The organism is Rhodococcus cercidiphylli (assembly GCF_033042225.1).
In the GTDB taxonomy this organism is placed as follows: Bacteria; Actinomycetota; Actinomycetes; order Mycobacteriales; family Mycobacteriaceae; genus Rhodococcoides.
Genome location: NZ_JAWLKE010000001.1, coordinates 608,932 through 630,042, shown reverse-complemented (window position 1 = coordinate 630,042; position 21,111 = coordinate 608,932). Strand labels below are relative to the sequence as shown.

The 21,111-nt window shown below is 66.4% G+C and carries 19 protein-coding genes; 1 reads left to right on the top strand and 18 read right to left on the bottom strand.

Going from position 1 to position 21,111, the window contains the following annotated elements; all coding sequences use genetic code 11:
• Positions 1–90 precede the first annotated feature (90 nt).
• From pyrF to R3P95_RS02980, 10 genes are all read right to left on the bottom strand, one after another.
• The gene (gene pyrF / locus R3P95_RS03025; RefSeq protein WP_188078620.1) at positions 91–918 is read right to left on the bottom strand and encodes an orotidine-5'-phosphate decarboxylase; all 828 of its coding nucleotides are present in this window, start codon (positions 916–918) and stop codon (positions 91–93) included.
• Entirely contained in the window at positions 915–4,256 is a 3,342-nt protein-coding gene (gene carB, locus R3P95_RS03020; RefSeq protein WP_317547270.1) for a carbamoyl-phosphate synthase large subunit, read from the bottom strand. The genes pyrF and carB overlap by 4 nt, the downstream gene beginning before the upstream one ends.
• Positions 4,256–5,386: a glutamine-hydrolyzing carbamoyl-phosphate synthase small subunit gene (gene carA / locus R3P95_RS03015; RefSeq protein WP_317547269.1), complete on the bottom strand. Its 1,131-nt coding sequence runs from the start codon at positions 5,384–5,386 to the stop codon at positions 4,256–4,258. Before carA ends, carB begins: the two co-directional genes overlap by 1 nt.
• On the bottom strand, positions 5,383–5,889 hold the full coding sequence (locus tag R3P95_RS03010) for a PH-like domain-containing protein (protein ID WP_317547268.1): 507 nt from the start codon (positions 5,887–5,889) through the stop codon (positions 5,383–5,385). The genes carA and R3P95_RS03010 overlap by 4 nt, the downstream gene beginning before the upstream one ends.
• 4 nt (positions 5,890–5,893) lie before the next feature.
• Complete coding sequence (locus R3P95_RS03005; protein WP_317547267.1) at positions 5,894–7,210, bottom strand: dihydroorotase; 1,317 nt, start codon at positions 7,208–7,210, stop codon at positions 5,894–5,896.
• Entirely contained in the window at positions 7,207–8,220 is a 1,014-nt protein-coding gene (locus tag R3P95_RS03000; RefSeq protein WP_149405845.1) for an aspartate carbamoyltransferase catalytic subunit, read from the bottom strand. Before R3P95_RS03000 ends, R3P95_RS03005 begins: the two co-directional genes overlap by 4 nt.
• Positions 8,217–8,804 carry a bifunctional pyr operon transcriptional regulator/uracil phosphoribosyltransferase PyrR gene (gene pyrR, locus R3P95_RS02995; RefSeq protein WP_094641904.1) on the bottom strand — a complete coding sequence of 196 codons (588 nt, stop codon included), beginning with the start codon at positions 8,802–8,804 and terminating at the stop codon, positions 8,217–8,219. Before pyrR ends, R3P95_RS03000 begins: the two co-directional genes overlap by 4 nt.
• Before the next feature lie 139 nt (positions 8,805–8,943).
• Entirely contained in the window at positions 8,944–9,498 is a 555-nt protein-coding gene (gene nusB / locus R3P95_RS02990) for a transcription antitermination factor NusB (protein WP_149405846.1), read from the bottom strand.
• A 1-nt stretch (position 9,499) separates the two neighbouring features.
• Positions 9,500–10,063 carry an elongation factor P gene (gene efp, locus R3P95_RS02985; protein WP_027496978.1) on the bottom strand — a complete coding sequence of 188 codons (564 nt, stop codon included), beginning with the start codon at positions 10,061–10,063 and terminating at the stop codon, positions 9,500–9,502.
• Positions 10,064–10,139: 76 nt separating this feature from the next.
• Positions 10,140–11,243 carry a M24 family metallopeptidase gene (locus R3P95_RS02980; RefSeq protein ID WP_317547266.1) on the bottom strand — a complete coding sequence of 368 codons (1,104 nt, stop codon included), beginning with the start codon at positions 11,241–11,243 and terminating at the stop codon, positions 10,140–10,142.
• Positions 11,244–11,349: 106 nt separating this feature from the next.
• Here R3P95_RS02980 and R3P95_RS02975 point away from each other — a divergent pair, with 106 nt between their 5' ends.
• Positions 11,350–12,009, top strand: a complete 660-nt coding sequence (locus R3P95_RS02975) for a B-4DMT family transporter (RefSeq protein ID WP_317547265.1) — start codon at positions 11,350–11,352, stop codon at positions 12,007–12,009.
• A gap of 90 nt (positions 12,010–12,099) precedes the next feature.
• Here the strand turns inward: R3P95_RS02975 and aroB are convergent, their stop codons facing one another.
• The 8 genes from aroB to alaS form a co-directional block, all read right to left on the bottom strand.
• A complete protein-coding gene (aroB, locus tag R3P95_RS02970; protein WP_317547264.1) occupies positions 12,100–13,212 on the bottom strand; it encodes a 3-dehydroquinate synthase in 1,113 nt (370 codons plus the stop codon).
• A gap of 14 nt (positions 13,213–13,226) precedes the next feature.
• Complete coding sequence (locus R3P95_RS02965) at positions 13,227–13,778, bottom strand: shikimate kinase (protein ID WP_068050563.1); 552 nt, start codon at positions 13,776–13,778, stop codon at positions 13,227–13,229.
• Entirely contained in the window at positions 13,775–14,962 is a 1,188-nt protein-coding gene (gene aroC, locus R3P95_RS02960; protein ID WP_149405850.1) for a chorismate synthase, read from the bottom strand. The genes R3P95_RS02965 and aroC overlap by 4 nt, the downstream gene beginning before the upstream one ends.
• 12 nt (positions 14,963–14,974) lie before the next feature.
• Positions 14,975–15,547, bottom strand: coding sequence for a prepilin peptidase (locus tag R3P95_RS02955; protein ID WP_262498336.1), 573 nt, complete (start codon positions 15,545–15,547; stop codon positions 14,975–14,977).
• Between the two features lie 138 nt (positions 15,548–15,685).
• Positions 15,686–16,525: a shikimate dehydrogenase gene (locus tag R3P95_RS02950; RefSeq protein WP_394855374.1), complete on the bottom strand. Its 840-nt coding sequence runs from the start codon at positions 16,523–16,525 to the stop codon at positions 15,686–15,688.
• Positions 16,500–17,906, bottom strand: a complete 1,407-nt coding sequence (locus R3P95_RS02945) for an endolytic transglycosylase MltG (protein ID WP_317547263.1) — start codon at positions 17,904–17,906, stop codon at positions 16,500–16,502. Before R3P95_RS02945 ends, R3P95_RS02950 begins: the two co-directional genes overlap by 26 nt.
• Positions 17,903–18,433: a Holliday junction resolvase RuvX gene (ruvX, locus tag R3P95_RS02940; protein WP_068050567.1), complete on the bottom strand. Its 531-nt coding sequence runs from the start codon at positions 18,431–18,433 to the stop codon at positions 17,903–17,905. The genes R3P95_RS02945 and ruvX overlap by 4 nt, the downstream gene beginning before the upstream one ends.
• Before the next feature lie 5 nt (positions 18,434–18,438).
• Complete coding sequence (gene alaS / locus R3P95_RS02935; RefSeq protein ID WP_317547262.1) at positions 18,439–21,108, bottom strand: alanine--tRNA ligase; 2,670 nt, start codon at positions 21,106–21,108, stop codon at positions 18,439–18,441.
• Between the last annotated feature and the right edge of the window lie 3 nt (positions 21,109–21,111).

The following is a 21,111-nucleotide window of genomic DNA, read 5'->3' as shown; positions in this document are numbered from 1 at the left end:
CGCACTGTTCGTCGGCAGCGCTAGCGACCGTACCGACGACTGCCGCTCACCGCTAACCCGCCCCCGAATGCCGGAGCGCGGCAGCATCGACTATGCGAGACCGGCTTCGATCTCGTCGCGCAACCGCGTCGCCGCGTCGCGCAATGCCGTCACCGACGGGCCTGCCGCCAGGACACCCCGAGAGGAGTTGGGAAGCAACAGCTCACGCGAATCGCGGAAGATCTCCGCAAGATCTGCAACCGTTGCTCCCTGCGCTCCCAGACCCGGCGCGAGGATGGGTCCGGTGTAGTTCGACAGGTCGAGACCGTGATCACGAGTGGCACCGACGACCAAGCCCACCGTGTCGGCATCGACGCGGTTGCGCTTCCCCGCCGCGTCGACGATCGACTGAGCCACCGTCTCGCCGTCCGAGGTCGCCGCCTGCTGCAGCGCCGAGCCCTCCGCATTCGAGGTCCGAGCCAGCACGAACAGACCGCGCCGGTGTCGCACCGCTCGATCGACGGTCTCCCCCAGTGAATCGAAGCCCAGGTACGGCGACACCGTCACAGCATCCGAGGACAACGGAGAATCGGGTTCCAGCCAGGCCTGCGCGTACGCATCCATCGTGGTTCCGATGTCGCCGCGCTTCGCATCGGAGATCACCATGGTGCCCGCATCCCGAAGCACACCGACAGTGCGTTCGAGCACCGCATACCCGGCAGATCCGTACGCCTCGAAGAACGCCACCTGAGGCTTGACGATGGCCACTTCGCCGACGAACGCCTCGACGCACAGCTCGGCGAACACCTCGAGACCGTCCGCCGAGCGAGGCAGGTCCCACGCCTCGAGCAGCGCCGGGTGCGGATCGATTCCGACACACAGTCGACCACGGGCCGCAACCGCGGCGCGCAACCGATCCGACCAGGTGTGATGGCTCACTCCACTCCCAGCCCCTGCTTCAGACCGGCGTGCAGGTCTTGCAACGAGCGAACACCGATTCCTCCGGCGATGCCGGCTTCGATGCCCTGCACTGCTGCCGACGCACCCTGCACCGTGGTGATGCATGGAATGTTCTGCGCAACTGCCGCGCTACGGATCTCGTACCCGTCGACGCGGGGGCCGGAGTTGCCGTACGGGGTGTTGATCACCATGGCGATGTCACCGGCGAGAATCCGGTCGACGATGGTCCGCTCCCCTGCGGGCACGTCCTCACCGGACTGCTTGTAGACCTGCTCGCATTTGATTCCGTTGCGCCGCAACACATCTGCGGTTCCTTCGGTCGCAAGGATCGTGAAGCCCAGATCCGCCAGTCGCTTCACCGGGAAGATCAGTGATCGCTTGTCCTTGTTGGCCACCGATACGAACACCGCGCCACCCGCAGGCAACGAGCCGTACGCCGCAGTCTGACTCTTGGCGAAAGCGGTACCGAAATCGAAGTCGATTCCCATCACCTCGCCGGTGGACTTCATCTCCGGGCTCAGCAAGGTGTCCACTCCGGTCCCGTCCGCGCGGCGGAACCGGTTGAACGGCAACACTGCTTCCTTGACGGCGATCGGGGATCCGGCCGGGACGGTGCCACCGTCCCCGGTCTCGGGCAGGATTCCCGCGGTCCGGAGTTCGGCGATGCTCTCCCCGAGCATCACTCGGGCGCAGGCCTTCGCGAGCTGTACGGCAGTCGCCTTGGACACGAACGGAACCGTACGGCTCGCGCGAGGATTGGCTTCGAGGACGTACAGGATGTCGTCCTTGAGTGCGTACTGCACGTTGAGCAGACCGCGTACGCCGATGCCCTTCGCGAGCGCCTCGGTGGACCGTCGGACGTTCTCGATGTCGGTCTTGCCCAGCGTGATCGGCGGCAACGCACAGGCCGAGTCGCCGGAGTGGATACCGGCCTCCTCGATGTGTTCCATGATGCCGCCGATGTAGACCTCGGTGCCGTCGCACAGTGCGTCGACGTCGATTTCGACTGCGTCTTCGAGGAACCGGTCGACCAGCACCGGACGGTCGTCCGAGATCTCCGTCGCGTTGGAGATGTACGTGGCCAGCGATGCCTCGTCGTACACGATCTCCATGCCGCGTCCGCCGAGCACGTAGGACGGGCGCACCAGCACCGGGTAACCGATTCCGGCGGCGATCTCACGGGCTCCGTCGAACGTCGTTGCGGTGCCGTACTTCGCTGCCGGCAATCCGGCTGCGTCGAGCACCTTGCCGAACTCGCCCCGGTCCTCGGCGAGATCGATGGCCTCGGGCGACGTTCCGACGATCGGGACACCCGCGGCCTTCAGTCGCTTGGCCAGTCCGAGCGGGGTCTGACCGCCGAGCTGGACGATGACGCCTCGCACCGTGCCAGACGCGGCCTCGGCCCGGTACACCTCGAGGACGTCCTCGAAGGTCAGTGGCTCGAAGTACAGGCGGTCGGCGGTGTCGTAGTCGGTGGAGACGGTTTCCGGGTTGCAGTTGACCATCACCGTCTCGTACCCGGCCTCGGACAGTGTCTGCGCCGCGTGCACACAGCTGTAGTCGAATTCGATGCCCTGACCGATGCGGTTGGGACCCGAGCCCAGGATGAGCACCTTGGGGCGGTCCGGCTGCGGGGCCACCTCGGACTCGGCCTCGGGGTCGAGTTCGTAGGTGCCGTAGTGGTACGGCGTCTTGGCCTCGAACTCGGCGGCGCAGGTGTCGACGGTCTTGTAGACCGGATGCACACCGAGCTCGGTACGCAGCGCACGTACTCCGTCCTCACCGTCGAGTTCGGGGCGCAGAGCCGCGATCTGGCGGTCGGACAGACCGTGATACTTCGCCTGCCGCAGCAGCGCCTCGTCGAATTCGGCCGCCTCGCGGACCTGGACGCCGAGTTCGTGGATCTGCTGGAACTGGTCGAGGAACCAGGGGTCGATCTTGGTCGCCTCGAAGAGCTGCTCGAGGGTGGCGCCCATCGCGAACGCCTTCTCGATCCCGTACATCCGGCCGTCCTGAGGAACGGACAGGTCCGCCAGCAGCGCATCGAGGCTCTCTGCCCCGACCTCGGGGCCGGTCCAGTACCCCGCGCGCTTGGTTTCGAGCGAGCGCATCACCTTGCCGAATGCCTCGGTGAAGTTGCGGCCGATGGACATCGCCTCGCCGACGGACTTCATCGTCGTGGTCAGCGTGCCGTCGGCTCCGGGGAACTTCTCGAACGCGAACCGCGGTGCCTTGACGACCACGTAGTCCAGGGTCGGCTCGAAGCACGCCGGGGTCTCGCGGGTGATGTCGTTGACGATCTCGTCGAGGGTGTAGCCGATGGCCAGCTTGGCGGCCATCTTCGCGATCGGGTAACCGGTTGCCTTCGATGCCAGTGCCGACGAGCGCGACACGCGGGGGTTCATCTCGATGACGACGAGGCGGCCGTCCGCCGGATCCATCGCGAACTGGATGTTGCAGCCACCGGTGTCGACGCCCACCTCACGCAGGATGTCGATGGAGAGGTCGCGCATCTTCTGGTACTCGCGGTCGGTGAGCGTCATGGCCGGGGCGACGGTCACCGAGTCGCCGGTGTGCACGCCCACTGGGTCCACGTTCTCGATGGAGCACACGATGACCACGTTGTCGCGGCCGTCGCGCATGAGCTCGAGCTCGTATTCCTTCCAGCCGAGGATGGACTCCTCGATGAGGACGTTCGCCGTGGGCGAGGCGGCCAGCCCGCCGCCGGCGATCCGGGTCAGATCCTCGTCGTTGTATGCCAGTCCCGAACCCAGACCACCCATCGTGAACGACGGCCGGACGACAACCGGGAAGCCGAGCTCGGCAACGGTCGCACGGACCTCGTCCATCGTGTAGCAGACGGCCGACTTGGCGGATTCGCCGCCGACCTTGGCCACGATGTCCTTGAACTTCTGGCGATCCTCGCCGCGCTGGATGGCGTCGAAGTCGGCACCGATCAGCTCGACGCCGTACTTGGCGAGAATGCCCTGATCGTGCAGTGCGACAGCGGCATTGAGTGCTGTCTGCCCACCGAGCGTGGCGAGCACGGCCTGGATGGGGTGACCCTGCTCGGCCTCGCGGGCGAAGATCTTCTCGATGAATTCCGCGGTGATCGGCTCGACGTAGGTGGCGTCGGCGAACTCGGGGTCGGTCATGATCGTCGCGGGGTTGGAGTTGACGAGGCTGACGCGCAGGCCTTCCTCGCGCAGCACTCGGCAGGCCTGGGTGCCGGAGTAGTCGAACTCACAGGCCTGACCGATGACGATCGGGCCGGATCCGATGACCAGGACGTGGTTCAGGTCTGTGCGGCGTGGCATTACTTCTTCTCCTGAAGGACGCTGGTGAAACGGTCGAAGAGGTAGGCGGCGTCGTGTGGACCGGCCGCGGCCTCGGGGTGGTACTGCACGGAGAAGGCGCTACCGCTGATCAGTTCGACGCCTTCGACGGTGCCGTCGTTGGCGCAGGTATGGCTGATGCGGGCGCGGCCGAAGTCGGTGTCGAACTCCTCGCCCGCTTCGCCTTCGAGTGCGAATCCGTGGTTCTGCGCGGTGATCGCGATGCGTCCGGTGGTGTGCTCGATGACCGGGATGTTCATGCCGCGGTGGCCGAACTTCATCTTGTAGGTGCCACGGCCCAGTGCCCGCCCGAAGATCTGATTTCCGAAGCAGATACCGAACAGCGGCAGCTCACGTTCGAGTACCTGCCTGGTCAACGCGACGCTGGTGTCCGCCGTGGCCGGGTCGCCCGGTCCGTTGGACAGGAAGACACCGTCCGGGTTCAGTTCCAGAACCTGCTCGATGGTGGTGTTCGACGGCACCACGTGCACGCGGATACCGCGCTCGGCGAACATCCGCGGAGTGTTGGTCTTGATACCGAGATCGACTGCGACGACGGTGAACCGAGCATCACCGGACGGCTCGATGGTGTAGCCGGCTCCGGTGGTCACTTCACCGGCGAGGTCGGCACCGAGCATGGACGGCTGACCGACCACCTGCTCGAGCATCTCCTCCGAGGTGCCGAGCGCGTCGCCGGAGAACACTCCCGCTCGCAGCGAGCCGCGGGTGCGCAGGTGCCGTACCAGGGCGCGTGTGTCGATTCCGGCGATGCCCACCACGTTCTGGGCCTCGAGCTGATCCTGCAGAGTTCCGGTCGAGCGCCAACTCGAGGTGCGGCGCGCCGGATCTCGAACGACGTATCCGGCGACCCAGATCTTGTTGGGATCCTGGGCGCTGGCGGCTTCACCGTCCTCCTGGTTCCAGCCGGTGTTGCCGATCTGCGGCGCGGTCGCGACGACGATCTGTCGGTGATAGCTCGGGTCGGTCAGTGTCTCCTGGTAACCGGTCATTCCGGTACAGAACACGGCCTCGCCGAGGGTGCGCCCCTGTGCGCCGAATGTGGTGCCGCGGAATGTCCGGCCGTCCTCCAGAACAAGAACTGCGCTGCTCACGCGGTTTCCTCCTTGGTTTCTCCGGTGGAACTCGCTGTCCACACCGGGTAGATCTGCTTGTCGTCGGCCCGGAAGCCGGTGTCTATCTCGGTCCCCGTCGGGAGCTCCCAACGAATGACCAGAAGCCCGTCCTTGGTCATGACCTTGCCCGCCAACCCGCGCTCGGTGCGGATCGCACGAATCGATTCCGCTGGAATCCAGATGGGAGATTCACCGTCTCGATCGAGCAGAATGCCCTTCTCGTACCGCGACAGTTCGCCGGTCGCGCGATGGCCGATGTCGCCGACGGCGATGCGGTCCTGCCAGCTCGGCGCGATGGTGCTGCCGACGTACAGGCCGGTGGCCGGCTCGATGTGAGTGGCACCCAGATTTTCGGGCACGGCCGGGAATTCACCGATTCGCTCTTCCTGACGCTTCTGCCGTCCTCGCCAACCCCAGAAGATCAGGGCGATCATCAGCGCCCAGAACAGGACGAATCCGATGACGATGAGAACTCTGTCCACGGCTCTACTCTCCCGCTCTGTTCGCCACGACTCCGTCGCGGACGGTGATTCGTCCGCGCAACACCGTCGTGGTCACCTTCGAGGAGAAGGTCATGTCCTCGAACGGCGTGTTGTGTGCGACGCTGGCCAGCTTCTTGCCCGAGACCGTCCAGCTCGAATTCGCATCCACCAGCGTCAGATTGGCGATCTCACCGACCTCGATGGGTCGACCCTGATCGGCCAGTCCGACGATTTCGGCGGGACGCTCGCTCATCACCCGCGCCACGCCGCGCCAATCGAGCAGGCCCGGGGTCACCATCGTGTCGACGACGATCGACAGTGCGGTTTCGAGCCCGAGCATCCCGGGACGGGCGATCGAGAACTCGCAGCACTTGTCCTGTTCGGCATGCGGAGCGTGATCGGTTGCCACACAATCGATCACACCGTCGGCGAGGCCCTTCCGCAGGGCGTCGACGTCGGATTTCTCGCGCAGCGGCGGATTCACCTTGTTGATCGCGTCGTACGTCTCGAGCCGTGAGTCGTCCAGCAGCAGGTGATGCGGGGTGACCTCGGCAGTGATCGAAATACCCTGTCCACGTGCCCATTTCATCAGCTCGACGGTGCCCGCGGTGGACGCGTGGCAGATGTGCACCCGCGCACCCGCATCACGGGCCAGCAGGGCGTCGCGCGCGACGATCGATTCTTCTGCCGCGCGTGGCCAACCGGCCAGTCCGAGCCGCGCCGCAGTGGGCCCCTCGTGTGCGACGGCACCGACGGTGAGCCTGGGCTCCTCGGCGTGCTGAGCGATGAGGACACCGAGCGAACTCGAGTACTCCAACGCCCGACGCATGATCAGTGGATCGTCGACGCAGTGGCCGTCGTCCGAGAACATCTTGACCCGGCCGATTCCCGCTGCCATCGTGGCCATCTCGGCGAGTTGCTTGCCCTTCAATCCGACGGTGATGGCTCCGACCGGGTGGACGTCGACGAGGCCGACTTCCTGTCCCCGACGCCACACGTGATCGGTGACCACCACCGAGTCGGCAACCGGATCGGTGTTCGCCATCGCGAACACCGCGGTGTAGCCACCCAGAGCCGCTGCCGCCGAACCGGATTCGATCGTTTCGGTGTCCTCGCGGCCGGGCTCGCGCAGGTGCGTGTGCATGTCGACGAACCCGGGCAGCAGAATCTGGCCGCGGGCATCGACCACCTCGGCACCGTCGGCGTCGAGGTCCGCACCGATTCCGGCGATCTCTTCGCCGGTGATCAGAACGTCGGTCTCGGGGCCCTCGCCGTACAGCAGCACGCCGCGGAGCAGGACTGAGGTCGCAGGTGCGTTCACGATGCACCCCCGTCCGAACCGACCAGCAATCGGAACAGCACCGCCATCCGCACGTGAACTCCATTCGTAACCTGTTGCAGAACTGCAGTTTTCGGAGAATCGGCCACCGAGGACGCGATCTCCATACCGCGAAGCATCGGACCCGGGTGCAGGACGACGGCGTGCTCGGGCAGCAGGTCGAGGCGGCGCTGCGAGAGCCCGTACGTGATGGAGTACTCACGAGCGGAGGGGAAGAACCCGCCGTTCATTCGCTCGGCCTGCACTCTGAGCATCAGCACCGCGTCCAGACCGGGCAGTTCGGCGTCGATATCGTGCGAGACCCGTACCGGCCAGCCGGTCACTCCGACGGGCAGCAGCGTCGGTGGCGCGATCAGCACCACTTCGGCACCGAGCGTGGCCAGCAGGATCGCATTCGAGCGCGCCACCCGGCTGTGCAGGATGTCGCCGACGATCGCCACCCGACGGCCGGCGATGTCCCCGAGTCGTTGACGAACCGTCAGGGCGTCGAGCAGGGCCTGGGTGGGGTGTTCGTGGGTACCGTCGCCTGCGTTGATCACCGCCGGGCCGCCACCAGGAGTGGAGCCTGCGGAACGACCATCGAGGCCAGGAGTGGAGCCTGCGGAACGACCATCGAGGCCAGTTCCCTGATCGGCGGTCCATTGTGCGATCTGGTGTGCAGCACCCGATGCCGGGTGTCGGACGATGAGGGCGTCGGCACCGGCGGCGCGCAACGTCATCGCGGTGTCGCGGAGCGACTCCCCCTTCGACACCGACGAGCTGCTGGCGCTGACGTTGATGACATCGGCGCTCATCCACTTGCCTGCGACCTCGAACGAGACGCGGGTGCGCGTCGAGTTCTCGAAGAACACCGTCATGATGGTGCGTCCGCGCAGTGTCGGTAGTTTCTTGACCTCGCGGCCGAGAAGCGCCTGCTCGAATCGTTCGGCTTCGTCGAGAATCTCGGTGGCCGATTCGGCCGTCAGGTCGGCGACCGAGAGCAAGTGCTTCATCGAGCGGATCCTCCCTCGGACAGGCTGACCCCGTCGCGGCCGTCGTGTTCGGAGAGCAGCACCGACACGTCCTCGGTGCGCGCTGTGGGGACGTTCTTGCCGACGTAGTCCGCACGAAGCGGAAGTTCACGATGGCCGCGGTCGATGAGGACCGCCAGCTGCACCGCACGGGGGCGACCGAGGTCACGCAGTGCGTCGAGCGCGGACCGTACGGTTCGCCCGGAGAACAGTACGTCGTCCACCAGTACGACCAGTGCGTCGTCGACGCCGCCTGTGGGCACCGAGGTGCGCTCGAGTGGTCGGTGCGGCTTGTTCCGCAGATCGTCGCGGTAGAGAGTGATGTCGAGGGACCCGAGCGGAGGCCGCACGCCCGAAAATGCCTCGATACGTTCTGCGAGTCGTTCCGCCAGCGTGGTCCCACGCGTGGGGATGCCCAGTAGCACCACGCGCGGCGAGTCCGCGGCGTCGAGGGCCGTCTTCTCGATGATCTGATGGGCCATGCGGGAGATGGTGCGTCCCACATCGGCCGAGGACAGCAATTCGCGAACGGCGGGGTTCGCGGACGAGCTTTCGGGCGCAGGCAAACTACGACCTCCTTCTCCGCCTCTCTGGACGGATCGTTAAAGGATGTCTGACAAGAACTGCGTAGAGCCTAGCAACGCTCTGCGAACCGAGACCAGCAGGCTCGCAGAGCGTTCGGTCACACGTGCGTCGACCGTGCGATCACTGCTCGGCGTCGACCGACGCTTCACCGGACGCATCGGACTGCGTACGACTCGAGACGGCCGCGGCCGCGGCGCGTACCTGGGGCGCGACCAGGACGATCTGACCCAGCACGCCGTTGACGAAGCCGGGCGAATCGTCGGTGGACAGCTGTTTGGCCAGCTCGACGGCTTCGTCGACGGCGACGACCGGTGGGACGTCGGTGGCGTGGAACAACTCCCACACCGCAACGCGCAGGATGGCCCTGTCCACCGCAGGCAGACGGGTGAGCGTCCAGTCCTTGAGGTGATCGGCGATCACGCCGTCGAGTCGATCGAGATTCTCGGCTACGCCCTCGACCAAGGTCGAGGTGTATTCACTGACGGGAGCAATCGTGTCGTCGCCGCGTGCGAGTTCGATGCGCTCGGTGGTCAGGTTCACCGGGTCGACGTTGCGCGCCTCCGCCTCGAACAGAAAGTCCACCGCCCGCTTGCGGGCCTTGTGACGCGCACCCAGCTTCTTCGCACCGGGGGCACCGTTCTGCGAGGCGGAGGATGTCGACTTCTTCGATGACACGTTAGGAGTTCACACGCCCGAGGTAGTTTCCGTCACGTGAGTCGACCTTGAGCTTGTCGCCGGTGTTGATGAACAGCGGCACCGAGATCTCGGCTCCGGTCTCGAGGGTCGCCGGCTTGGTGCCGCCGGTGGAGCGATCGCCCTGCAGGCCTGGATCGGTGTGCTTGACCTCGAGCTCGACGGTGACGGGGAGCTCGACGTACAGCGGAACGCCCTCGTGCATGGCGACCTGAACGCGCAGGTTCTCGAGCAGGAAGCGTGCGCCGTCACCGACGGTGGCCTCACCGATCGAGAGCTGGTCGTATGTGTCGGCGTCCATGAACACGTAGTCGCTACCGTCGTGGTAGAGGTACGTCATGTCGCGGCGGTCGACCGTTGCGGTCTCGACCTTCACACCGGCGTTGAACGTCTTGTCGACGACCTTGCCCGAGAGCACGTTCTTGAGCTTGGTCCGCACGAATGCGGGTCCCTTACCGGGCTTGACGTGCTGGAATTCGATGATCGACCACAGCTGGTTCTCCAGGTTGAGAACCAGTCCGTTCTTGAAATCGCTGGTGGAAGCCACTTGCTTCGCGTCTCCTCAATCGTTTGTGCGCGTGACGCGCCGTCGGTCACGTGCGGGATTCGCTCCCGCCCGCGCGCTAGACGGACGTGAGTTCCTTGCTTGTCAGGGTGAGCAGTTCCGGACCCCCGTCGCGAACGACGAGTGTGTCCTCGATCCGAACGCCGCCGCGACCGGAGAAGTAGACACCCGGCTCGACGGTGACCGCTGCACCGCTCAGCAGTGTACCGGTGCTCGTCTTCGCGATTCCCGGCGCTTCGTGGATTTCCAGGCCGACGCCATGGCCGAGCCCGTGGAGGAAGTACTCCCCGTACCCTGCGTCCTCGATCACCGAGCGTGACGCGGCGTCGACCGAGGCGGTGGTCACTCCCGGTGCCAGGGCTTCGCGACCGGCAGTCTGCGACCGCTGCACCAGCTCGTACAGATCGCGCTGCCACTGCGCGGGAGTACCGATGACGAAGGTTCGAGTCATGTCCGAGTGGTAGCCGCCGACGAGTGCACCGAAGTCGAGCTTGACGAAGTCGCCGTCGGCCAACACCGCATCGGTGGGCCGGTGGTGCGGGACCGCCGAGTTGGCACCCGCCGCAACGATGGTCTCGAACGAGATGGCATCGGCACCGTGGTCGAGCATCGCCGATTCCAGCTCGCGGGCGACCTCACGTTCGGTGCGGCCCGCCCGGATACCGCCCCCACCGATCAATCGAGCCAGGGCCTCGTCGGCGGCGCGGCAGGCGTCCCGGAGCAACCCCACCTCGAACTCGTCCTTGACCATGCGCAACGACTCCACGACACCCGGTGCACGCACCAACTCCGCAGCACCGTCGAGCTCGGACCACGCGCGATGGGCGTCGACGGTCACCACATGACTCTCGAAACCGATCCGGCCGCCGCTACCCGACACGCCCGATCGAAGCAGGTGTATCGCCGACGCCCGGTCGATCTCGGCCCGAAGATCCGGCACCTGCTCGGCCACCTGGGTGACGTACCGACCGTCGGTGCAGATCACCGTCCGATCCTCGTCACCGGCCGAATCGGCCACCGAGACCAGTAGCGCGGCGTTGGACCCGGTGAATCCAGTCAGATATCGCACGTTGAGAAGATCGGTGATCAGCATCGAATCGAGTCCGTCGGCGGCCAACAGTTCTCGTAGGGCACCACGACGGGCACCGAAATCGGCAGGCATGAGCCCGACATTACCGGTCGCCCCACAGGCTCCCCCTCCCTCGACCGGCTCGTCGAACTTGTGGGCCCCGACACACAAACTTCGACGTGCGGATATGCTGTGCCGCATGACTGGGTGGGCAGTGCGTGGCATAAGTATGGGATTGGTCAACGTCGTCGTTCGACTGCTGCTGGGGGCAGCAGTGTCGATGTGGCCGCTGAGCGGATCGGCACTGCGCTGGGTGGCATACGCCCTCGTGCTGCTCGTCATCATCGTGTGGGCCGGCATCGATGGAATCCGCGACCGGCGCAAGCATCCCGACCCCGAGGACGGCGAGGACCTCACCATGGTGTGGCTCAAAGCCGCTGTGGTCGGTGGACTCCTCGGTGGTCTCCTGAGCTGGATCGTCGACTTCTTCGTCGATTTCAGCCTGGGTCAGAACGGTCTGGTCTTCGAGCTCACGTCCGGAGCCGCGTTCACGATTCTCACCATCTTCATCGGCGCCAGCGTCGCGGTGTTCGTGGGACGACAGATCGTCAACCGCGAGGCCAAGAAGAAGTTGGCCACCTCGGACGCCGAACGCGCGCACGACCGCCAGCTGGTCAACGCCGGCCAGGAGAACCGTTCGGGTCAGGCAGAGGCGACGCGGACCGAACCCACGCGGACCGACACGCAGTGGGCTCCCGAGCACGGCGACGCCGACACCGAGGTGTTCTCGGCAGTGGACGCGGACGGCAAGCCGCGGCTCGACAAGCGCGGCCGCCACGGCAGCGCCGACGGTTCCTGACTCCCCCTACATCGACCTACGGGCGGTGATCGACGCTGTACGCGTCGATCACCGCCCGTTGTCGTCAGGCCCCGAGACTGGCCGACGGCGTCACAACATGATGGCCGACCCACCTGCGGCCGGGGCCTCGCGGCCGACCGCGGAGAACGCGGCGACGAGCAGAGCCGGATCCGGCCCCTCGAGCCGTCCGGGCTTGGCCAAACCGTCCAGAACCACGAACCGCAGCAGCCCGGCCCGGTTCTTCTTGTCCGTCTGCATGCCCTTGAGCAGATCCGAGAACGCGTGCTCGTCGTAGGTGACCGGCAATCCGACCGATTCGAGAATCGAACGGTGGCGGTCGGCAGTGGCGTCGTCCAGGCGTCCGGCCAGGCGTCCCAGCTCGGCCGCGAACACCAGACCGACCGACACCGCGGCGCCGTGACGCCACCGGTACTGCTCCCGCCGCTCGATGGCGTGCGCAAGCGTGTGCCCGTAGTTGAGAATCTCGCGCAGGTTCGACTCACGCAGATCTGCCGCAACGACCTTCGCCTTGACCTCGACCGAGCGCCGAATCAGCTCCGGGAGCACGTCGCCGGTCGGATCCAGCGCCGCGGCAGGATCGGCTTCGATGATGTCCAGAATCTTCGGATCGGCGATGAATCCGGCCTTGATCACCTCGGCCAGGCCCGACACGATCTCGTTCTTCGGCACGGTCTCCAGGGTCACCAGATCGACCAACACGGCGGCCGGTTCGTGGAAGGAGCCGACGAGGTTCTTGCCGGCATCGGTGTTGATGCCGGTCTTGCCGCCCACGGCCGCGTCGACCATGGCCAGCAGCGTCGTCGGGACGTGGACGATACGAACTCCGCGCATCCAGGTCGCGGCCACGAATCCGGCCAGGTCCGTCGCCGCTCCGCCGCCCAGACTGACGATGGCGTCGCTGCGAGTGAGACCGATTCGGCCGAGAACCTCCCAGCAGAACCCGGCCACGGCCAGATCCTTGCCGTCCTCGGCGTCCGGAATCTCGATGCGATGAGCGTCGATTCCCTTGTCCGCCAACGCCGCTCGCACCGCTTCCGCGGTCTCTGCCAGCGGAGGCTGGTGGAAGATCGCCACGGTGGCCGTTCCGGCGAGCTGGTCGACGAGATCCGTCAACAGACCTCGGCCGATGATCACCGGGTACGGGTTGGCAGTCTCGACCTGGACGCGCACTGGCTCTGTCATCGAATCACCTTCATCTACTGGGGGTTTTTCTCGTTCGCATCGCGCCCGGGAACGGGGGCGATGGCGGTCAGCTTCGACACCAACTGGCCCACGACCCGAGCGGGGCTGCGGCTGTCGGTACGCACTCGCACCGTGGCCACCGATCGATAGAGAGGTCGCCGGTGGCGCATCAGTTCCTGGTACTTCGCACGCGGGTCAGGACCGGCGAGCAACGGCCGAACCGTGTTCGCACCGGTACGCCGAAGCCCCTCGGCCACACTGATTTCCAGGTACACCACGGTGTGACCGGACAGCAGGGCGCGGGTCGCGGGCGACAGCACAGCACCACCACCGAGGGAGACGATCCCGTCGTGCGAGGCCAGAGCACCGGCGACTATCCGCTCCTCGATCTGTCGGAAGGCCGGTTCTCCGTCGTGCGAGAAGATATCGGCGATCGTACGACCGGTGTCTCGCTCGATGGCCACATCGGTGTCGAACAGGTCCAGGTCGAGAGCCTGTGCCAGCCGCCGACCGATCGTCGACTTGCCTGCTCCCGGCGGTCCGACGAGGACCGCGTACGGGGTCATCGTGGAGGTCGGGCGGCGGTGCCCTTCACGTAGTGGTCGACGTTGCTCGTCGTCTCCGCCAGCGAGTCCCCACCGAACTTCTCCAACGCTGCCTGCGCGACGACCAGGGCGACCATCGTCTCGGCCACGACACCGGCAGCCGGAACAGCGCAGACGTCCGAGCGCTGATGAATGGCCACGGCCTCGTCGCCGGTCGTCATGTCGACCGTTGCCAACGCGCGCGGAACCGTCGAGATGGGCTTCATCGCCGCCCGCACTCGCAGGGCCTCACCATTGGTCATACCGCCCTCGATGCCGCCTGCCCGGTTGGTCGAGCGCAACACACCGTCCGGACCGGGCTTGATCTCGTCGTGAGCGACGCTTCCGCGTCGACGCGCGGTCTCGAAGCCGTCCCCGATCTCGACTCCCTTGATGGCCTGGATTCCCATCAGTGCCGCGGCGAGTCTTGCGTCGAGCTTGCGTTCTCCGGAGACGAAGGACCCGAGGCCGACGGGCAGACCGTGCACCACGACCTCGACGACGCCGCCGAGGGTGTCACCGTCCTTCTTCGCTGCTTCGATCTCGGCGATCATCGATTCTTCGGCGGCCTTGTCGAAGGCGCGCACCGGAGATGCGTCGATGGCGTCGAGGTCCGCGCCAGCGGGCGGCGGTCCGACATAGGGGTCGGATGCCCCGATGGAGATCACGTGGGACACGACATCCACTCCGAACGCCTGCTTCAGGAACAGGCGGGCGACGGTGCCGATGGCGACCCGGGCGGCTGTCTCACGCGCGCTGGCGCGTTCGAGCACCGGGCGAGCGTCGTCGAAGCCGTACTTGAGCATCCCGGAGTAGTCGGCGTGGCCGGGCCGCGGCCGCGTCAACGGGGAGTTGCGCGCGAGATCCGCGAGCACTGCCTCGTCGACGGGATCGGCCGACATCACCTGCTCCCACTTGGGCCACTCGGTGTTGCCGACCTCGATCGCGACCGGACCACCCATCGTGCGTCCGTGTCGGACTCCACCGGTGAGGGTCACTTTGTCGGCCTCGAACTTCATGCGGGCACCTCGGCCGTAACCGAGGCGACGGCGAGCGAGTTGAGAGGCAATGTCGTCCGAGGTCACCTCTACTCCCGCGACCATTCCTTCGAGAATGGCGACGAGAGCGGGTCCGTGGGATTCTCCGGCAGTTATCCAGCGCAGCACTCGAACATCTTTTCACGCCAGGGACGCCGCGGATGCCAGCAGGGTGGCCGCGCACATGGACGGGCCGTGCGGGATGCGGGCTCGCCTGTGCCCCAACGCCGCGGTGATCGACCCCACCACGGCAGTTGCCACCGGTGCCGACAGCGCGGCGATCGCCCATCCTCCCCCGCCGCCGACGCACGCGATCGAGCCGACCGACCAGGCGAGTTTGACGTCCCCCGCGCCGAACGCCGCGGGCGCGAGAAGGTGAACGACGAGGTAGATCGCGAACAACAGAGCACCGCCCAGCAGTGCCCCCGGCGAGCCGGTGAGAACGAGCGCGATCGTCACCACGAGCGCCCCGGGGACGGTCAAGGCGTTCGGCAACCGGCGTCGCTGCAGGTCGACCGCGCTGAGTGCGGCGAACCACCACGTCGTCACGCACAACGGAACCGCGTATTCGGTACCGCCGAATCGCCACCAGACCCATCCGGTACCGATCGCAGACAGCAGCGGCAGGAGCCGAGGACTCCATCGGACCAAACATCGGCGCATCGCCAGCCCCACAACGGCACCGACCACGACCGCACCACACACGACAATCATGAGCGAAGGGTGGCACCACGGCAGCGATCGACTGTGACGAAAGCCCAGGTGGGAGATTGCCCTGTGCACAACTCGAAACCTGTGGACAACTCGCGGCCCGTGGACTACTCCGGCCGGTGGACTACCGCCGGCTCGAACTCACAAAGCAGCGAACAGTGCGTCCCGCATTACCCCTCGCGGCGCGGGCCTGCCGGTGAACTGCTCCACCTGCCCGTACGCCTGATTGAGCAGCATCGACAATCCGCTGATGACGGTTCCACCGGCCGCGTCCACGGCAGTTGCCAGGGGCGTCGGCCAGGGATCGTAGATGGCGTCGAGGACCAGGGGTGCCTGGGCGAGATCCGACGCGATGTCGGCGGCCCCGGCCGCGGGCACGGTGCTGACGAGCACAGCGGACTCCGCTGCGACGGTGGCGAGCCGAGGGTCGGTCATGTCCACGAACTCCGCGCGCATCCCCGCGGCGACGGCGCAGTCCAGTGTGTCTCGGGCGCGGTCGGCCGATCGCGCGACGACAGTGACCGCAGTCGCTCCGAGTCCGGCCAGCGCCACGATCGCCGGCCTCGACGTTCCTCCTGCGCCGACCACCGTCACGGTGCGACCGGACAGGTCCTCGATTCCGGCGTCGCGCAGTGCGCCCACGATTCCGTCGACGTCCGTGCAATCGGCGCGCCAGCCCGACTCGGTGCGGACCAGGGTGTTCGCCGAGCCGGCCAGAACTGCCCGCGCGGTGCGCTCGGTCGCGTACGCCAGAGCCGCAACCTTGCCCGGCATGGTGACCGACACGCCGACCCATTCGGGGCCGAAACCGTCGAGCAGGCCGGGCAGCTGCTCACCGGTGCAGTCGATGCGCTCGTAGGTCCAGTCGGCGAGGCCGAGCGCGCGGTACGCGGCACAGTGCAGCACCGGCGACTTCGAGTGTTCGACAGGGCTTCCGAGTACAGCGGCGCGCACGTCAGCGGCCGCTGTCGAGGAAGCCACCCTCGACCTTGGTGATGTTGGCCAGGTGTTCCTCGTAGCTGCGGGTGAACAGGGTTTCGCCCGCCTGGTTGATGGTCACGAAGTACAGCCAGTCACCGTCGGCGGGCATCTCGACCGCCTGCACCGCACCGATACTCGGCGAGGAGATCGGAGTTGCCGGCAGCCCTTCGCTGGCATAGGTGTTCCACGGTGTGACGCGGGCGCGGTCGGCGTCGGTGGTGGCCACCTCGGTCGTATCGAGCGAGTAGTTGACCGTCGAGTCGAACTCGAGCTTCTGCGGCACCGCGAGCCGATTGAGGATCACCCGGGCCACCTTGCTGAAGTCCTGCGGCAGCGACTCCCGCTCGACGAGCGACGCGGCGACGAGGGTGTCGTACGGAGTCAGCCCGGAGTTGGCGCCCGCGGTGAGGATTCCGGTGTCCTCGTAGCGGGTCGCGCTCTCGGACACCAGCTGCTTCAGAATGTCGGTCGGAGCCGCGCTGGGATCGAAGTCCCAGGTTCCTGCGGCGATCAGGCCTTCGAGCTGCCGATCGCGGTCCGGGACTCCCTCGACGCGATCGGTGGCCCAGTCGGGCACGCCCAAGGCGGCCGGGTCGTCCACGGCTCCGGCCACGTTGAGGTCGTCGTAGCTCACGCAGGTGGGGGTTCCACTGCCGGTTCGGTCCACGCAGCTGGCCTCGGAGATCAGGGTGTAGATGCCCTTCTTGACGGCACCGGTGTTCACGTCGCGCGCGTCGTGCAGCTGACGGCCCTCCGAGATCACCATGTTGCCCACCCGGGAGGCGGGGTCGACGAGTTCGTTCACGGCCTGCGAGGCAGGCACGTTGCTGGCGAGCAGATAGAAACCGGGTTGAACCGAGGTGATGGCGTTGTTCAGGAGTGCCGCTTCGAGGAAGGCTCCCGAGCTGGCGACCACACCCTTGTCCGCTGCCTGGGTGCCGATCTGTTGCGCGGTGTCGTTGGGATGAACCTGAATCACCACGCCGTCCCCCGGTGAGCCCGCAGTGAAGTCGGCGTTCGGTGTCGTGCGATTACCGAACTTGTTCATCGCGAAATACGCTCCTCCCGCAACGGCCACGACCAGTACGAGCCCGAGCACCAGAGCGACCAGGCGGCCGCGGCGCTTGCGGCTGGAGGCAGCTCGGTCCTTCCGGGTCGCGGCGCGGCTGCGGCCGACCTCCTGTGGCAACGCTCCGCGCTCGGCCTCGTGTTCCCGATCTGCGTCACGAGAGGACCGGGGATGCGGCTCCTGACGCTGCGGCGGGCCGTGCACAGTGCGGTGGAACTCGCTGCCCTCGTCCACGCGATAGCCGATCGGGTCGGTGTGCGCCTCGTCCGAGCGCGCATCTCGCCGGTCCCGATCGGACCCTTCGTAGTTCACTCGTCGACCTCCGTCGATCCTGAATTGTTCGCTGCACGATCCGATACGGCACGGCGCTCGTCGAGCCAGCCCTGCAGTATCGCGACCGCCGCAGCCTGATCGATCACCGATCGTTGGTTCTTGGCTCGCACTCCACTGTCCCGTAGCGCGCGCGATGCACTCACGGTAGTCAGTCGCTCGTCGGCCATCCGAATCGGCACATCACCCAATCGCCGGTGCAGGGAGCGGCCGAATTTCTCGGCTGCGTCGACGGCATTGCCGCGCTCTCCGCGCAGCGTCCGAGGAAGCCCGATGACGATCTCGACGGCCTCGTATTCGGCGACGATCTCCGCCACCCGCGCCACGTCCGGGGCGTCGGGACCCTTGATCTTCGATCGCGGCACCGTCTCGACCGGCGTGGCGAGTACACCGTCGGGATCACTCGAGGCGATACCGATGCGCACACTGCCGACGTCGATGCCGATACGACGGCCGCGGCCGGGATCGTCGACTCCTGGCCGATCGGGGCCGCGCCCCTGAGCTACCACGATCGTCAGTGGGTGGTGAGTTCGGTCAATCGAGCCCGGGCTGCGTCGATACCGGCTGGGATTCCGGCGACGTCCGATCCCGAACCCTGAGCCAGCTCGGGCTTGCCGCCGCCCCGCCCACCGATGCTCGGACCGAAGGCCCCCACCAGATCGCCTGCGGCAATACCGGCGTCCTGAGCTGCCTTGTTGGTCGAGACCACGAACGGGACCTTGCCGCTCACGGTGCCGAACAGCACCACCACGGCCGGATCCGCGCCCAGCCGTCCTCGGATGTCGGTGACCAAGGTGCGCAGGTCGTTGCCGCCGACGCCGTCCGGTGCCTGCGCGATGACCGCTCGCACGTCGCCGAATCGCTCGGCCTTGCCGACGAACTCACCTGCCGAGGCCAGGACTGCGGCGGCCTTGACGGCGTCGAGTTCCTTCTCCGCGACCCGCAGACGCTCGACCAGGGTCTCGATGCGAGCCGGAACCTCCTCGGACGGCACCTTGAGCGAGGACGCGATGCCGGCCAGCAGCGCGCGTTCCTTGGCGAGATAGCGGTACGAGTCGAGGCCGACGAAGGCTTCGACTCGGCGCACTCCCGAGCCCACGGACGATTCACCGAGAATGGTGACCGGGCCGATCTGCGACGAGTGCTGCACGTGCGTACCACCGCACAGTTCCATCGAGAACGGTCCGCCGATCTCGACGACGCGCACTTCGTCGCCGTAGTTCTCACCGAACAGGGCCATCGCGCCCATCTTCTTGGCACTGTCCAGGTCGGTGACCATGGTGTTGACCGCGAAGTCCGATCCCACCGCGTCGTTGGCGACATTCTCGATGTCGTCGCGCTGCGCGTCGGACAGCGCACCCTGCCACGAGAAGTCGAACCGAAGGTAGCCGGGCTTGTTGAGCGATCCGGCCTGCGTCGCGTTCGGCCCGAGCACCTGTCGCAGTGCCGCGTGCACCATGTGGGTACCCGAGTGGCCCTGAGTCGCACCCTTGCGCCACGCGTGGTCGACGTCGACGTGCACGGTGTCGCCCTCGGTGATCTGACCCGACTCGACCACCGACTTGTGCGTCCAGAGCTTCTTGGCGATCTTCTGCACGTCGTTGACCTTGACGCCGAGGCCGGGTGCGGTGATCGTGCCGATGTCGGCGATCTGGCCACCGGACTCGGCGTAGAGCGGGCTGCGGTCGAGGATGATCTCCACCGAGTCTCCCGCAACCGCGGTCGGAACGCGGACGCCGTTCGAGATCAGGGCCAATACCGTTGCCTCGGAACCGAGTTCGTCGAATCCGGTGAACTCGGTCGGCGAACCGTCGACGAAATCCTTGTAGACCGTGAGGTCGGCGTGTGCGTGCTTGCGGGCACGGGCGTCGTCCTTGGCCCGGTTGCGCTGCTCGGCCATCAGCGAGCGGAAACCGTCCTCGTCCACCGACAGGCCGGCCTCGGCGGCCATCTCGAGCGTCAGATCGATCGGGAAACCGTAGGTGTCGTGCAGCGCGAATGCCTCGGCACCGCCGATCTTCTTCGCACCCGACGCCTTGACTGCCTCCGCTGCGCCCTCGAACAGCCGAGAACCCGAGGTGAGGGTCTTGAGGAACGCCGTCTCCTCCCCCACTGCGACGGTCAGAATGCGATCGAAGTCAGTGACCAGATTCGGGTACGACTCGGCCATCGTGTCTCGTACGACGGTGACGAACTGCGCCATGGTCTCGTCGGGTGCGCCGAGCAGGCGTGCCGATCGGACGATGCGGCGCAGCAACCGGCGCAGCACGTAGCCGCGACCGTCGTTGCCGGGATTTACTCCGTCGGAGATCAGCAGCGCGGCGGTCCGGGCGTGATCGGCGATGACACGGAAACGCACGTCGTTGTCGTGGTCGGCACCGTAGGCGCGTCCCGAGAGTTCCTCGGCCTTGGCGATCACCGGTCGGACGAGGTCGGTCTCGTAGACGTTGTCCACGCCCTGGAGCAGGAAGGCGACACGCTCGACGCCCATGCCGGTGTCGATGTTCTTCTTCGGCAGCGGACCGAGAATCTCGAAGTCGTCCTTGCTGATTCCCTTGCCGCGTTCGTTCTGCATGAACACGAGGTTCCAGATCTCGATGTACCGATCCTCGTCGGCCTCCGGACCGCCCTCGGCACCGAACTCGGGTCCTCGGTCGTAGTAGATCTCCGAGCACGGGCCACAGGGTCCGGGAATGCCCATGGACCAGTAGTTGTCGGCCATTCCTCGACGCTGAATTCGCTCGTCGGGCAGGCCTGCGATCTCCTTCCAGAGCTCGATCGCCTCGTCGTCGTCGAGATACGCGGTGGCCCAGATCCGCTCGGGATCGAACCCGTATCCGCCGTCCTCGACGCTGTCGGTCAACAGAGACCAGGCATGCCGGATGGCGTCCCGCTTGAAGTAGTCGCCGAACGAGAAGTTTCCTGCCATCTGGAAGAACGTGTTGTGCCGGGTGGTGATGCCGACGTTCTCGATGTCGAGGGTGCGCACGCACTTCTGGACGCTCGTCGCCGTCTTGTACGGCGGTGTCTGCTGACCGAGGAAGAACGGCACGAACGGAACCATGCCCGCATTGACGAACAGCAGATTGGGGTCGTCGAGGATCAACGACGCACTGGGTACTTCGGTGTGTCCCGCCTTCACGAAATGGTCGAGGAAACGCCTGCGGATCTCATGGGTCTGCACGGA

Coding starts and splice junctions, on each gene's coding strand:
- R3P95_RS02980 (WP_317547266.1), bottom strand. CDS start 11,243: ATGCCTGCCGATTTCGGTGCCCGTCGTGGTGCCCTACGAGAACTGTTG.
- R3P95_RS02955 (WP_262498336.1), bottom strand. CDS start 15,547: ATGATTGTCGTGTGTGGTGCGGTCGTGGTCGGTGCCGTTGTGGGGCTG.
- aroB (WP_317547264.1), bottom strand. CDS start 13,212: ATGACAGAGCCAGTGCGCGTCCAGGTCGAGACTGCCAACCCGTACCCG.
- carB (WP_317547270.1), bottom strand. CDS start 4,256: ATGCCACGCCGCACAGACCTGAACCACGTCCTGGTCATCGGATCCGGC.
- R3P95_RS02965 (WP_068050563.1), bottom strand. CDS start 13,778: ATGACCCCGTACGCGGTCCTCGTCGGACCGCCGGGAGCAGGCAAGTCG.
- R3P95_RS02975 (WP_317547265.1), top strand. CDS start 11,350: ATGACTGGGTGGGCAGTGCGTGGCATAAGTATGGGATTGGTCAACGTC.
- R3P95_RS03000 (WP_149405845.1), bottom strand. CDS start 8,220: ATGAAGCACTTGCTCTCGGTCGCCGACCTGACGGCCGAATCGGCCACC.